General features: G+C 64.9%; 13 protein-coding genes and 4 tRNA genes. 12 read left to right on the plus strand and 5 right to left on the minus strand.

Annotation, left to right across the window (positions count from 1 at the left end; genetic code table 11):
- The first annotated feature begins 27 nt into the window (after nucleotides 1-27).
- Both CCUG20998_RS24080 and CCUG20998_RS24085 read left to right on the plus strand, forming a co-directional pair.
- Nucleotides 28-264, plus strand: a complete 237-nt coding sequence (locus tag CCUG20998_RS24080) for a helix-turn-helix transcriptional regulator (RefSeq protein ID WP_005139256.1) — start codon at nucleotides 28-30, stop codon at nucleotides 262-264.
- Nucleotides 264-1,418, plus strand: coding sequence for a tyrosine-type recombinase/integrase (locus CCUG20998_RS24085; RefSeq protein ID WP_020730788.1), 1,155 nt, complete (start codon nucleotides 264-266; stop codon nucleotides 1,416-1,418). Before CCUG20998_RS24080 ends, CCUG20998_RS24085 begins: the two co-directional genes overlap by 1 nt.
- 41 nt (nucleotides 1,419-1,459) lie before the next feature.
- Here the strand turns inward: CCUG20998_RS24085 and CCUG20998_RS24090 are convergent.
- The 3 genes from CCUG20998_RS24090 to CCUG20998_RS24100 all read right to left on the minus strand — a co-directional run bounded on the left by CCUG20998_RS24090 (nucleotide 1,460) and on the right by CCUG20998_RS24100 (nucleotide 1,748).
- A tRNA-Phe gene (locus CCUG20998_RS24090) sits at nucleotides 1,460-1,533 on the minus strand.
- A gap of 30 nt (nucleotides 1,534-1,563) precedes the next feature.
- A tRNA-Asp gene (locus CCUG20998_RS24095) sits at nucleotides 1,564-1,637 on the minus strand.
- A gap of 38 nt (nucleotides 1,638-1,675) precedes the next feature.
- Nucleotides 1,676-1,748 (minus strand) — tRNA-Glu (locus tag CCUG20998_RS24100).
- Nucleotides 1,749-1,871: 123 nt separating this feature from the next.
- On the opposite strand from CCUG20998_RS24100, the gene CCUG20998_RS24105 reads away from it, so the two are divergent.
- A tRNA-Lys gene (locus CCUG20998_RS24105) sits at nucleotides 1,872-1,944 on the plus strand.
- A gap of 204 nt (nucleotides 1,945-2,148) precedes the next feature.
- Nucleotides 2,149-2,961: a TIGR04255 family protein gene (locus CCUG20998_RS24110; RefSeq protein ID WP_020730787.1), complete on the plus strand. Its 813-nt coding sequence runs from the start codon at nucleotides 2,149-2,151 to the stop codon at nucleotides 2,959-2,961.
- Between the two features lie 17 nt (nucleotides 2,962-2,978).
- Here the strand turns inward: CCUG20998_RS24110 and CCUG20998_RS24115 are convergent, their stop codons facing one another.
- Nucleotides 2,979-3,884, minus strand: a complete 906-nt coding sequence (locus CCUG20998_RS24115; RefSeq protein ID WP_020730786.1) for an SAM-dependent methyltransferase — start codon at nucleotides 3,882-3,884, stop codon at nucleotides 2,979-2,981.
- Nucleotides 3,885-3,977: 93 nt separating this feature from the next.
- On the opposite strand from CCUG20998_RS24115, the gene CCUG20998_RS24120 reads away from it, so the two are divergent.
- From CCUG20998_RS24120 to CCUG20998_RS24130, 3 genes are read left to right on the plus strand one after another with little or no spacing between them, the layout of a single operon-like run.
- The gene (locus CCUG20998_RS24120) at nucleotides 3,978-4,478 is read left to right on the plus strand and encodes a nucleoside deaminase (RefSeq protein ID WP_020730785.1); all 501 of its coding nucleotides are present in this window, start codon (nucleotides 3,978-3,980) and stop codon (nucleotides 4,476-4,478) included.
- Between the two features lie 57 nt (nucleotides 4,479-4,535).
- Nucleotides 4,536-4,907 (plus strand): ArsR/SmtB family transcription factor, encoded by a 372-nt coding sequence (locus tag CCUG20998_RS24125; protein ID WP_050674630.1) that lies wholly within the window; start codon nucleotides 4,536-4,538, stop codon nucleotides 4,905-4,907.
- A 56-nt stretch (nucleotides 4,908-4,963) separates the two neighbouring features.
- Nucleotides 4,964-5,167, plus strand: a complete 204-nt coding sequence (locus CCUG20998_RS24130; protein WP_020730784.1) for a hypothetical protein — start codon at nucleotides 4,964-4,966, stop codon at nucleotides 5,165-5,167.
- Nucleotides 5,168-5,179: 12 nt separating this feature from the next.
- Here CCUG20998_RS24130 and CCUG20998_RS24135 read toward each other — a convergent pair whose 3' ends face one another.
- The gene (locus CCUG20998_RS24135; protein WP_020730783.1) at nucleotides 5,180-6,238 is read right to left on the minus strand and encodes an oxygenase MpaB family protein; all 1,059 of its coding nucleotides are present in this window, start codon (nucleotides 6,236-6,238) and stop codon (nucleotides 5,180-5,182) included.
- Between the two features lie 73 nt (nucleotides 6,239-6,311).
- Here CCUG20998_RS24135 and CCUG20998_RS24140 point away from each other — a divergent pair, with 73 nt between their 5' ends.
- From CCUG20998_RS24140 to phoU, 5 genes are all read left to right on the plus strand, one after another.
- The gene (locus CCUG20998_RS24140; protein ID WP_011738778.1) at nucleotides 6,312-6,953 is read left to right on the plus strand and encodes a TetR/AcrR family transcriptional regulator; all 642 of its coding nucleotides are present in this window, start codon (nucleotides 6,312-6,314) and stop codon (nucleotides 6,951-6,953) included.
- Nucleotides 6,954-7,120: 167 nt separating this feature from the next.
- On the plus strand, nucleotides 7,121-8,137 hold the full coding sequence (locus CCUG20998_RS24145) for an acyl-ACP desaturase (RefSeq protein WP_020730781.1): 1,017 nt from the start codon (nucleotides 7,121-7,123) through the stop codon (nucleotides 8,135-8,137).
- A gap of 56 nt (nucleotides 8,138-8,193) precedes the next feature.
- Nucleotides 8,194-9,279 (plus strand): tRNA dihydrouridine synthase DusB, encoded by a 1,086-nt coding sequence (dusB, locus tag CCUG20998_RS24150; protein ID WP_373145217.1) that lies wholly within the window; start codon nucleotides 8,194-8,196, stop codon nucleotides 9,277-9,279.
- A gap of 267 nt (nucleotides 9,280-9,546) precedes the next feature.
- Nucleotides 9,547-11,667 (plus strand): LCP family protein, encoded by a 2,121-nt coding sequence (locus tag CCUG20998_RS24155; RefSeq protein ID WP_036456719.1) that lies wholly within the window; start codon nucleotides 9,547-9,549, stop codon nucleotides 11,665-11,667.
- A 57-nt stretch (nucleotides 11,668-11,724) separates the two neighbouring features.
- The gene (gene phoU / locus CCUG20998_RS24160; RefSeq protein ID WP_036456718.1) at nucleotides 11,725-12,393 is read left to right on the plus strand and encodes a phosphate signaling complex protein PhoU; all 669 of its coding nucleotides are present in this window, start codon (nucleotides 11,725-11,727) and stop codon (nucleotides 12,391-12,393) included.
- The last annotated feature ends 24 nt before the right edge of the window (nucleotides 12,394-12,417 follow it).

Genomic DNA, 12,417 nt, shown 5'->3' on the forward strand with positions numbered 1-12,417 from the left:
ACTCAATCCAAGCAGCGAGGTGATGCCATGGTGATTCACGGCCTTCGGGAGGCCCTCGTATCCACCGGCAGCTTTCCTGAGCTTCTGACTGCAGATCAGGTGTCGGCGCTGCTCGGCGTCTCCGCCGCGACGCTCAACCGTTGGGCTGCTCTCCGCGAGACGACGGGAGAGCAGATCGGACCGCCCTGCTACACGCTCTCGGAGCGGGTTCGGCGCTGGGATGCGGCCGAAGTCCGGTCCTGGCTCAAGCAGGTGCGCCGGTAATGGCCGGCAACACCCCGCGCGGCATTCGGAAACGCCTCAACGCTGCCGGGGAGCCCCGCTATCAAGTCCGCTATCTGATCCGTGACCCCGACGCCCCATCCGGCTGGGTCGAAACGTCCGCGACGTTCCCGACCCTGCGGGAGGCGAAGGCCTTCAAGTCCGAGCGCGACAACGAGGCCGCGCTCGGCGCCCGACGGTTCGATCCCCGTCTGGGCCGAACGCCGCTCAGCAGGATCTGGACGCAGTTCTCCGACACCAAGAAACCGGCGGTCTCACCAAAGACTTGGAGTGGCTACACCCAGCACTGGGAGCTGCGGATCAAACCGCGGTTCGGTCACGTACCCGTCGACGAGATCACCCGCGCCGACGTCCAAGCCTTCGTTGACGGACTGACAGTCGGCCCGTGGGCGAAGGTATCCACGCTGCGTCTTCTGCGGTCGATTCTCGACGTCGCACACCAGGACGGCCGCATCCACCGCAACCCCGCCCTCGGCGTCTCGGCTGGCCGCATTCCCGAGCGCGAACGGCATCGGTATCTGACCGCTCAGGAAGTCCAGAGGCTCGCTACCGCCTGCGGGGATCAGGGCGACGTTGTGACCATCCTTGCCTACACCGGCCTGCGCTGGTCCGAACTCGTCGGCCTCCGGGTCAAGGACATCGATCTCAGCGCCCGTCGCCTCTACGTCCGTCGCGCAGCACCTGAAGTAGAAGGCCACATCGTCATCGGGCCGCCTAAGACCCGAGCCGGTATCCGTACCGTCCCACTCCCCCAAGTTGTCGCCGACATCCTCAAAACGAGGATCGGCGGTCGGGAATCGGATGAGCCTGCCGTCACCTCGCCCAATGGCGCGATGCTGCGGTCGAACAACTGGCGCAGGCACACGCACTGGAACAAAGCCCTCACGAAGACCGACCTGGCGCCGCTGACCATCCACGATCTACGCCACACCTACGCGAGCCTGGCCCGCAAGTCCGGCGCCGACCTCAGATACGTCCAGAAGACCATGGGCCACTCGACGCCGACCGTGACCGCAAACATCTACAGCGACCTTTATGCCGACGAGCTGGACCAGGTCGCAACGAACCTCGATCAGCTTCACGCGACCGAGATTCATACACCGAAGACCGGACAAGAACCGGACAAAGAAAACTGACAACCGAGTGCAAGATCCGTGTCAATGCAGGTAAAGATTTGTGGCCAGGGGCGGGATCGAACCGCCGACCTTCCGCTTTTCAGGCGGACGCTCGTACCGACTGAGCTACCTGGCCCCAAGGCAGCATGTGCCTCGCCGTAATCGGCGACCCTGACGGGACTCGAACCCGCGACCTCCGCCGTGACAGGGCGGCGCGCTAACCAACTGCGCCACAGGGCCTTGCTGTACTGCTTCGCTCCGCGTTACCGCGTCGCGTGTACCCCCAACGGGATTCGAACCCGTGCTACCGCCGTGAAAGGGCGGCGTCCTAGGCCACTAGACGATGGGGGCCCGAACCGAATCACTCCGGGGCACTCGCAACGTGGTTCGTTGGAAGCCTCGCTAGCTTAGGTCACCACAGGGCCAATCCTCAAACGAGCCCCCATTTCGGACCCAGTATCCTTGACCTCCGCAGCCCCTATAGCTCAGTTGGTAGAGCTACGGACTTTTAATCCGCAGGTCCTAGGTTCGAGTCCTAGTGGGGGCACTCAAACGGGCCGTGAACTCGGCCGATTCCCTGCGCGGGATCGGTCGTTTCACGGAGCCGGCCGATCCCGAGGCGGGCCACAGGCGCGAATCGACCGGGTTCGATCCGCGGCCGATGAGAGTGGGCACGATCACTTCACAGTTTCGGCCACGTCCAGCCTTGGGCGGCGTTTAGAACCCGCCAGCGCTTGGTTATGCTCCGGCTATGCTTCCCGAGATGAATCCCGATGGAGTCCAACCCAACGCACCCGTTGCTCTGGTGACCGCGGAAATTCGGCACCCGGCAACGGATTCGCTCACCGAATCAAGCAGCCGCGAACTCAAGCACCTTCTCATCAACGACTTGCCGATCGAACGTCAAGCCCAAGACGTGAGTTGGGGCATGACGGCTCCCGGCGCCGCACCCACGCCCGTGGCGGACCGTTTCGTGCGCTACGGCAATCGGGACAACACGGTTTCCGCGTCGCTGAAGAACCAGGCGATCGTCGTCGAGACCAGCGCTTACAGCAGTTTCGACAATTTCTGCGACATCCTGCTGCGGGTCGCGGACGCGCGGGCGCAGGTGTCGTCCATCGTCGGGGTGGAGCGCATCGGCTTGCGGTACGTCCTCGAAATCCGGGTTCCCGCCGGTGTCGATGGCCGCATCGCGTGGAACAACTGGATCGATGAGCAGCTCCTCGGTCCGCAACGCATCGCTCCGGGCGGGCTGTCCATGGCCGAGTGGCAGGGCGCCGCGGTCTATCGGGAGGCGCAGCCCGGCAAGTCACTCATCCTGCGGTACGGCCCGGGCATGGGCCAGGCCCTCGATGCGAACTACCACCTGCGTCGCGTCACCGCGGCCCAGACCGGACCGTTCTTCCTGATGGACATCGACAGCTTCTGGACGCCGCTCGGCTCGATTCCCGAGTTCAACCGGGATGCGCTCGTTTCGACCCTGCAGGACCTCTACGGTCCCGCGCGGGAGGTCTTCCAAGACCTGATCACCCCGCGCCTCAGGGATGAACTGCTGCGCTCCTAGCGCCGGCTGCGCAGCCTTTAGCGCCCGAGCACCGCGCTGGTGTAGGTGATGTCGGCGAACACGGCGGCGATGTCATCGTCGGGATAGTCCAAGCCATTGGCCGCGTGTAGCTCCTTGGCGGTGTGGGACGCGCTCTGCCAGCCGTCGCGGGCTAGATGGTCGATGACGTGGCTGCGCTGACCGTGGTAGACGAGGTCGTTGAAGTCGATCTCGAACCCCAGTTCGCTCATCCGGGCATGGTGCGAACGCCACCGCTCGTCGTTGAAAACCGCCGTGTCGGGGACAAACTCGAAGGCCAGCTGGCTGCCCGTAGCGCTGAGCGCGGTGATGTTGTCAAACAACGCGTCTTGGGCGTCATCGGGCAGGTAGACGAGCAGGCCTTCGGCGCTCCATGCCGAGGGCACGTCCTTGTCGAATCCGGCGGCCTGCAGCGCGGCCGCCCAATCGTCACGCAGGTCGACCGCAACCGTGCGGCGTTCGGCGGTCGGCTCGGCCCCAAGATCGGCCAGCATGAGGGTCTTGAACTCGATCACCTCTGGCATGTCGACCTCATAGACGACGGTGCCCGCCGGCCAGCCCAGCCGATAGGCGCGCGCATCCAGGCCGGACGCCAGGATCACCACCTGGGAAATCCCGCTTCGGGTGGCCTCCACGAAGAACTGGTCGTAGAACCTGGTCCGGCAGGCCATCGCCTCGGCCATCCGGGCCGGATCGAATCCAGACTCCACATCAACCGGAATCTGTCCGTTCACCAGCCGGGTGTAGACGTCGATGCCGACCGCACGCACCAGCGGGGCCGCGTACGGGTCATCGATCAGCGCGTACTGCGGGTCGGCAGCCAGCGCGCGCTGGGCGGCGACCATCGTCGCCGTCGCACCGACACTTGTCGCAAGGTCCCAACGATCCCGGTCGGTACGCACCATGCCGCTCCTTCGTCCCCAAACCCGGAAAAGAATATAGATAGTCTAGTTAGTATCACAGGCTGCGCCGATTGCGCCCGGTCTAGGCTGACAAGTGTGACCGACTTCGCTCAGCGCGCCATCGATCTCGCCCGCCAAAACGTGGCCGAAGGCGGCCGACCATTCGCGACGGTCATCGTCAAAGACGGCCAGGTGCTCGCCGAGAGCGCCAACAAGGTGGCCCAGACCAACGACCCCACCGCCCACGCCGAGATCCTCGCCATCCGCGCAGCGTGCACCAAGCTGGGAACCGAGCAGCTGTTCGGGACCACCTTCTACGTGCTGGCGCACCCATGCCCGATGTGCCTGGGCTCGCTCTACTACTGCTCCCCCGACGAAGTCATCTTTTTGACCACCCGCGACATCTACGAGCAGTACTACGTCGACGACCGCAAGTACTTCGAGCTGGCGACCTTCTACGACGAGTTCGCCAAGGCCTGGCAGGACCGCCGCCTGCCGATGCGCTACGACCCGCGCCCCTCAGCCGTGAACGTCTACCGGTTCTGGCAGGAGCTCAACGGCGGGAAGCGCGCGGCGGCCCCCGACTCGGCCGGCTAGACGCCCAACAACCGGTGATCTTGACACCACACCAACAATCTGAACTATTATCTGCGTATGCATGCAGATAACAGATCACAGCCCTTGCCGGGCGATCAGGTGGGCTTGGTGGTCGAGGTGTTTCGGATGCTTGCCGACGCCACTCGCGTGCAGGTCCTATGGTCGCTGGCCGATCGCGAGATGTCGGTCAATGAACTCGCCGAACACATCCACAAGCCCGCACCGTCGGTCTCCCAGCACCTGGCGAAGCTGCGGATGGCGCGGCTGGTGCGCACCCGCCGGGACAAGACGACGATTTTCTACAGCCTGGAAAACGAGCACGTGCGGCAGTTGGTGATCGATGCGGTCTTCAACGCCGAGCACGCCGGCCCCGGCGTCCCCCGCCATCACCGATCCGACGGTGGGCTGCAGGCCGTAACCGACGCCTAACCGAGCCCCTCAGAACCACAACATGTTTCACACAAAAAGAAAAAGGAGATGAATCCATGTCCGATGAGCACACCCACCACGGGCCGCATGCGCACGAACACCGGCACGGCGAGGTGACCCACAGCCACGCCCACACCACCCATCAGCACGAACACGTCGAGCACGCACACGCGCACTCACACGATGACGGGACCGAGCACACCCATCAGCACGTGCATGAATCGGGCCTGGAAAGCGTGCACAGCCACGCGCACAGCTGACACCGCGCCGGATCAGACCTCAGGGCAGTAGTGCATGGGGTTGTCACGCTCGTCCAGCGGCGGCAGGTTGCGCGCCGGAGTCTGCACCAATGGCGCGTCGGCTGGGATACGCCCCATGGCCCGATCCCAGCCGGCGCGCCCCCGCGGATGCTTGCGCATTCGACGCGGCACCAGCGCAAAGATCAGGCGCACGAGGTCCCCGAAGCGCCGGTGTAGCCACTCATCGCGCCGCGACCACCGATAACCCATCAGGGTTCGCACCGGTGGGTCATAAAGACCGACGGTCACCCAGACAAAAAACGGGGCCAACAACTTTCGCTGCAACGCCCACAGCCGGTCCGGAACCCGTTGCGCAAATGGCGGTTTGGGCAGTTCGGTCAGATCGAGCACGGCGCGCGCGGCGAAGTTGTTCTCCAGCACGTTGCAGCACATGTGGTCCCAGTAGACCTGGAATTCCTCCCAGGACGCCGGAACGGGCCGCATGCTCATGCCATACATCCGGTACCACTGCACGTGTTCGTCGAACAGCTGGCGCTTCTGCGCTTCGGTCAACCCCCCACAGAACCGTTCGGCCACGTGAATTGTGCCGACAAAGAACGTGGCGTGCGCCCAGTAGAAGACGTCCGGGTTCAGGGCGTGGTATCGGCGACCCGCCGCGTCCACCCCTTTGATGTTGACGTGATAGTCACGGACTTCGGCGCCGGTGACCGGGGCACGGTCGCCGTCGAACACCACGCCGCCGATCGGATAGAGCGACCGCAACAGCCTGGGCCAGCGCTCACGAAAAAACGTCGAGTGATCCTCGACGGCCGCGCCCAGTTGAGGGTGCATGTTCTGCATGGATCCCGCCCATGGCCCCTGCAACATGCCGCGCCAGTCGCCGAAATACCGCCACGTCAACGAGTCCGGCCCCAGCGGGATCGGCGGCGCCTGATAGCCCAGCGGCGAAACCGGACAACCGGTTGCTGCGGGTTGCGAATCGCCGGGCGCGGCAACCTGGCCGGCGGAGTTCGTCGACGACTTCGGCTCGGCGCTGGTCAGCGGGCAGGCCGCGGACGTATCTTGGGTCACTGGTGTCCCCCGGGCGGTTGGGTGATGTCAGCAATTTTGACTACACGCGTTGTCACTTAATTCTAGGAGGGATGTGCAGGCGGGTCAAAGACGGGGTCGCTGGACGGGCGTCCCGCTGGAAGATCGCCACGCCGTACGCCGCGACACCCTCATTGCCGCCGGCGTTCAATTGCTCGGCGAGGAAGCGGGACCGGCGCTGACCGTTCGCGCGGTCTGCCGCCAAGCGGCACTCACCGAGCGTTATTTCTATGAAAGCTTTAGCGACCGTGACCATTTCGTACGCGCAGTCTACGACGACGTTTGCACCCGAGCGATGGCGACGCTTATGTCGGCAAATACCCCCCGAGACGCCGTGGAGCGATTCGTTGCACTGATGGTCGATGATCCGGTACGCGGTCGCGTCCTGCTTTTGGCGCCGGCCGTCGAACCGGTGCTGACGCGCTCCGGCGCGGACTGGATGCCCAACTTCATCGATTTACTGCAACGCAAACTCTCTCAAATCGCCGACCCCGTTTTGCAAAAACTGGTCGCCACCAGCCTGATCGGTGCCCTTACCGGCCTTTTCACCGCATATTTGAACGGACAATTGGGAGCCACTCGCCAGCAATTTATTGACTACTGCGTGGATTTGTTGCTCGGCACCGCCGCCGCCTACGCTCCACACCGTGACCGAGGTGAAGCCGAACACCCAGTCGCTGCCCGACAACACGACTAAGCCGATTAATATCGCAGGGCCTGCGACTCGAAATTCGCGCGAAATGCGATGCCACTAGTGGCACGCCCGATCGTGCGCAAACTTGATGCTACCGATCGACACAGATATATTGACTGCAACCCACAGACACAGATAAATCCGCAAAACCACAGATACTGGAGGGCGCCATGTCGGCCCCGCTGACCGACCTACACCTGCTGCACGAGCTTGAACCGGTCGTTGAGAAGTACCTCAACCGGCACCTCAGCATGCACAAGAACTGGAACCCGCACGACTACATCCCGTGGTCGGACGGCAAGAACTACTACGCTCTGGGCGGCCAGGACTGGGACCCCGAGCAGAGCAAACTTTCCGATGTCGCCCAGATCGCGATGGTGCAGAACCTGGTCACCGAGGACAACCTGCCCTCCTATCACCGCGAGATCGCGATGAACATGGGCATGGACGGCGCCTGGGGCCAGTGGGTCAACCGGTGGACCGCCGAGGAGAACCGACACGGCATCGCGCTGCGCGACTACCTGGTGGTGACCCGCTCCGTCGACCCGTTCGAGCTGGAAAAGCTGCGTCTCGAGGTGGTCAACCGCGGCTTCAGCCCGGGCCAGAACCACCAGGGCAACTATTTCGCCGAGAGCGTCACCGACTCGGTCATCTACGTGAGCTTCCAGGAACTGGCCACCCGCGTTTCGCACCGCAACACCGGCAAGGCCTGCAACGATCCCATCGCCGACCAGCTGATGGCCAAGATCTCGGCCGACGAGAACCTGCACATGATCTTCTACCGCGATGTCAGCGAGGCCGCGTTCGATCTGGCGCCCAACCAGGCGATGAAGTCGCTGCACCTGATCCTGCACAACTTCAAGATGCCCGGGTTCCAGGTGCCCGAGTTCCGGCGCAAAGCGGTGATCATCGCCGTCGGCGGCGTCTACGACCCGCGCATCCACCTCGAAGAGGTCGTCATGCCGGTGCTGAAGAAGTGGCGCATCTTCGAGCGCGAGGACTTCACCGGCGAGGGCGCCAAGATGCGCGACGAACTTGCCCTGCTGGTCAAGGAACTCGAGATGTCCTGCGACAAGTTCGAGGAGTCCAAGCAGCGCCAACTCGATCGGGAAGCCCGTACCGGCAAGCGGGTGTCGGCCTTCGAACTGCACAAGACAGCCGGCAAGCTGCCGATGAGCCGGCGGTAGTTCCGGCTTTGCGCATCGGCCCGATCGAGCTGGCCAGCCCGGTTGTATTGGCGCCGATGGCTGGTGTGACCAATGTCGCATTCCGCACGCTGTGTCGTGAACTAGAGCAGGCCAAGGTCGGCACGGTCAGTGGACTGTATGTCTGTGAGATGGTGACCGCGCGCGCGCTGGTCGAGCGCCATCCGGTCACCATGCACATGACCACGTTCGCCCCGGACGAGTCGCCCCGGTCGCTGCAGCTCTACACCGTCGACCCCGACACCACATACGCTGCGGCCCGCATGATCGCCGAGGAGGGCTTGGCCGATCACATCGACATGAACTTCGGCTGCCCGGTCCCCAAGGTGACCAAGCGTGGCGGCGGGGCCGCCCTGCCGTACAAGCGGCGGCTGTTCGGCCAGATCGTCGCCGCCGCGGTGCGCGGGGTCGAGGGCACCGGCATACCGGTGACGGTCAAGTTCCGCATCGGCATCGACGACGCGCACCAAACGCACCTTGATGCCGGCCGCATCGCCGAGGCCGAAGGCGCCGCCGCGGTCGCACTGCACGCCCGGACCGCGGCACAGCGCTACTCGGGCACGGCCGATTGGGAGCAGATCGCGCTGCTCAAGCAACACGTGCGAACGGTCCCGGTGCTCGGCAACGGAGACATCTACGACGCCAGCGACGCGCTGGCGATGATGGCCGCCACCGGATGCGACGGCGTTGTCATCGGTCGCGGCTGCCTGGGCCGGCCGTGGCTGTTCGCCGAATTGTCGGCGGCTTTCACCGGCAACCCGGCACCCACGCCCCCCACCCTGGGCGAGGTGACCGACATCATCCGCCGGCACGGCGAACTACTGGCCGCGCACTTCGGCGAGGACAAGGGCATGCGCGACATCCGCAAGCATGTCGCCTGGTACCTGCACGGATTTCCGGCCGGATCCGACCTGCGCCGCGCGTTGGCGCTGGTCAAGACCTCCGACGAACTCGACTCCCTGCTGACGCGGCTCGACCCCGACGTCCCCTTCCCCGAAGCCGCCAACGGCCCCAGGGGCCGGCAGGGTTCACCCTCCCGAGTCGCCCTTCCCGAGGGGTGGCTGGACGACCCCGATGACTGCCGGGTGCCCGACGGCGCGGACGTCATGCACTCCGGTGGCTAGCCCCCACGACGTCCGGCAGTCGAACTGAGACGCTCTCGAAATCGCGTGTGCGCCGATAAGTCAGTACGATGTGGGCTTTATTGCATTGCGCGGCGCCATCACCTTGGCGCTGCGCTGTGGTATGCGCACGGACAACACTGATGTCTTCATCAGACTTTCGGAGGCCGGTAGGACATGGGTGATGGCAAAAGGGACGCCACTCCTGGCCATCGGCGCGCCTCCGGCACCCACCGGGGTGATGAATTGATTACCCCAAACCGAGAGGAAATGCGAGGCGCCGCGCCGTGGGAGCGGTTCTCGGCCGCACCTGTCGATGACGACCTCGTTCGATGGTCGAGTGCACGATCCGCCGACCTGGCGCAGGCCGCCGCGGCGGTCGACACCCGGGGTGGCGCGCAACCGCGCCAAGCCCACGACGACGTCGAGCGCACCCCGAAGGTTGGCTCTCACATCGACGGCGGTGTCAGCGTCGCCGAGTTGATCGCCAAACTCGGGGCCCCCGTTCCCGCCCATCCGGCCCACCACCACAGCGCACCGGAATCCGGGCCCGACCCAACCCCCGCGGATGCCGCCCCCGACATCGCGGACCAGGTCCACGAGCCTGACGAGCAGCTGGACACCGAGGTCATCGCTATCCCGGCCTACTCGCTGCAACTGCTCTCCGAACTCCCCGACCTCGGGTCTGCCAACTATCCGCACGACGAGTCCGACCCCGAATCGCCCGGCGAGCAGCCAGCCGCACCGGCGCGGGCCCGGCGGCCGCGGTTGCGTCGCAGGTCGACCGCAAAGGCTCCCCGGCCCGGTAAGGACGCGCCGAAATCGCGCCGGCGCCCGATACTGCTGGCCGGGCGGTCGCTGGCGGCGCTGTTCGCCGTGCTGGCGCTGGTGCTCACCGGCGGGGCGTGGGAATGGAGTTCGTCGAAAAACAACCGGCTCAACACGGTGAGCGCGCTCGACCCGCACTCGGGCGACATCGTCAACCCCAGCGGGCAATACGGCGACGAGAATTTCCTGATCGTCGGCATGGATACCCGTGCCGGCGCCAATTCCAATGTGGGCGCCGGTGACACCGAGGACGCCGGCGGGGCGCGGTCGGACACCGTGATGCTGGTCAACATCCCGGCGAACCGCAAGCGAGTGGTGGCGGTCTCGTTCCCCCGCGACCTGGCGATCACCCCCGTCAAGTGCGAGGCCTGGAACCCCGACACCGGCAAGTACGGGCCGATCTATGACGAGACGACGGGACAGATGGGTCCCCGGATGGTCTACACCGAGACCAAACTGAACTCGTCGTTCTCCTTCGGCGGGCCCAAGTGTCTGGTGAAGGTGATCCAAAAACTGTCCGGGTTGAGCATCAACCGGTTCATCGCCATCGACTTCGTCGGCTTCGCCAAGATGGTCCAAGCGCTCGGTGGTGTCGAGGTGTGCAGCACCACGCCGCTGCGCGACTACGAAATCGGCACGGTGCTCGAACACGCTGGGCGCCAGGTGATCGACGGGACGACCGCCCTGAACTATGTGCGAGCCCGCCAGGTGACCACCGAGAGCAACGGCGACTACGGCCGCATCAAACGTCAGCAGCTGTTCTTGTCGTCGTTGCTGCGTTCGCTGATTTCCGAAGACACCCTGTTCAACCTCAACAAGCTCAACAACGTGGTCGACATGTTCATCGGCGACAGCTACGTCGACAACGTCAAGACCAAGGATCTGGTTGAGCTGGGTCAGTCGCTGCAGGGCATGGCAGCCGGACACATCACGTTCGTCACCGTGCCCACCGGTATCACCGATGAGAACGGCGACGAGCCCCCGCGAACGGCCGACATGAAGGCGCTGTTCAGCGCCATCATCGACGATGAGCCGCTGCCGCTGGAAAACGATCACAACGCCCAGACGTTGGGAAACCGGCCGACCACGACGGCACCGACCACGGCCCCCAAAGCGCCGCCGGCAAGTCCTGCCGACGAGGTTCAGCGCCAACAGGTGACAACCACCTCGCCGCAAGAAGTCACCGTGCAGGTCTCCAACGGAACCGGGACCACGGGTCTGGCCGCCGCCGCCGCCAGCCAGCTCGAGCGCAACGGCTTCAACGTGATGGCACCCGACGACTACCCGAATTCGTTGCAGACCACGACGGTGCTTTTTGCCCCCGGCAACGAGCAAGCCGCCGCGACGGTGGCCGCCGCGTTCGGCAACAGCAAGGTTGAGCGGGTCACCGGGATCGGCGAGGTGGTGCAGGTGGTGCTCGGCGCCGACTTCAAGGCGGTGACCGCTCCCCCGCCGAGCGGCTCGTCGGTCAGCGTGCAGATCAGCCGCAATTCCACCAGCCCACCGATTAAGCTGCCGGAAGACCTAACGGTGACCAACGCCGCCGACACCACCTGCGAGTAGGCGCCCTTCGGGTCGCGCTTCGCGGCGTTTAGGCGGTCGAGAACGTAGGCTTACCACATGCGGACGGCCTACCATGAGCAGCTCTCGGAGCTATCCGAGCGGCTCGGTGAGATGTGTGGGCTGGCAGGTATCGCGATGGAGCGGGCGACTCAGGCCCTGCTACAAGCCGATCTGCTGCTGGCCGAACAGGTGATCTCTGACCACGAGAAGATCGCGACGCTGAGTGCCAGGGCCGAGGAGAGCGCCTTCGTGCTGCTGGCCTTGCAGGCACCGGTTGCCGGTGACCTCCGGGCGATCGTGAGCGCAATCCAGATGGTGGCAGACATCGACCGGATGGGGGCCCTGGCCCTGCACGTGGCCAAGATCGCCCGCCGGCGTCATCCCCAACACGCGCTACCCGAAGAGGTCAACGGCTACTTCGCCGAAATGGGCAGGGTTGCAGTTGAATTGGGGAGCAGTGCGCAAGAAGTGGTGTTGTCCCGCGACCCGGAGAAGGCGGCCCGGATCCGCGAAGAAGACGACGCGATGGACGATCTGCACCGGCATCTGTTCACCGTATTGATGGACCGGGAATGGAAGTACGGCGTGGCGGCCGCCGTCGACGTGACGCTGCTGGGCCGCTTCTACGAACGTTTCGCCGACCACGCCGTGGAAGTGGCGCGGCGGGTGATCTTTCAGGCCACCGGGAGATTCCCCGAGGACGAATCGCCAACGTACTCACGCTGACCAGCGATCGGCCGTGGCGGCCGG

It is taken from the genome of Mycobacterium marinum (assembly GCF_003391395.1).
Lineage (GTDB): Bacteria > Actinomycetota > Actinomycetes > Mycobacteriales > Mycobacteriaceae > Mycobacterium > Mycobacterium marinum.

Coding starts and splice junctions, on each gene's coding strand:
- CCUG20998_RS24080 (WP_005139256.1), top strand. CDS start 28: ATGGTGATTCACGGCCTTCGGGAGGCCCTCGTATCCACCGGCAGCTTT.
- CCUG20998_RS24085 (WP_020730788.1), top strand. CDS start 264: ATGGCCGGCAACACCCCGCGCGGCATTCGGAAACGCCTCAACGCTGCC.
- CCUG20998_RS24110 (WP_020730787.1), top strand. CDS start 2,149: ATGCTTCCCGAGATGAATCCCGATGGAGTCCAACCCAACGCACCCGTT.
- CCUG20998_RS24115 (WP_020730786.1), bottom strand. CDS start 3,884: ATGGTGCGTACCGACCGGGATCGTTGGGACCTTGCGACAAGTGTCGGT.
- CCUG20998_RS24125 (WP_050674630.1), top strand. CDS start 4,536: ATGCATGCAGATAACAGATCACAGCCCTTGCCGGGCGATCAGGTGGGC.
- CCUG20998_RS24130 (WP_020730784.1), top strand. CDS start 4,964: ATGTCCGATGAGCACACCCACCACGGGCCGCATGCGCACGAACACCGG.
- CCUG20998_RS24145 (WP_020730781.1), top strand. CDS start 7,121: ATGTCGGCCCCGCTGACCGACCTACACCTGCTGCACGAGCTTGAACCG.
- dusB (WP_373145217.1), top strand. CDS start 8,194: ATGGCTGGTGTGACCAATGTCGCATTCCGCACGCTGTGTCGTGAACTA.
- CCUG20998_RS24155 (WP_036456719.1), top strand. CDS start 9,547: ATGCGAGGCGCCGCGCCGTGGGAGCGGTTCTCGGCCGCACCTGTCGAT.
- phoU (WP_036456718.1), top strand. CDS start 11,725: ATGCGGACGGCCTACCATGAGCAGCTCTCGGAGCTATCCGAGCGGCTC.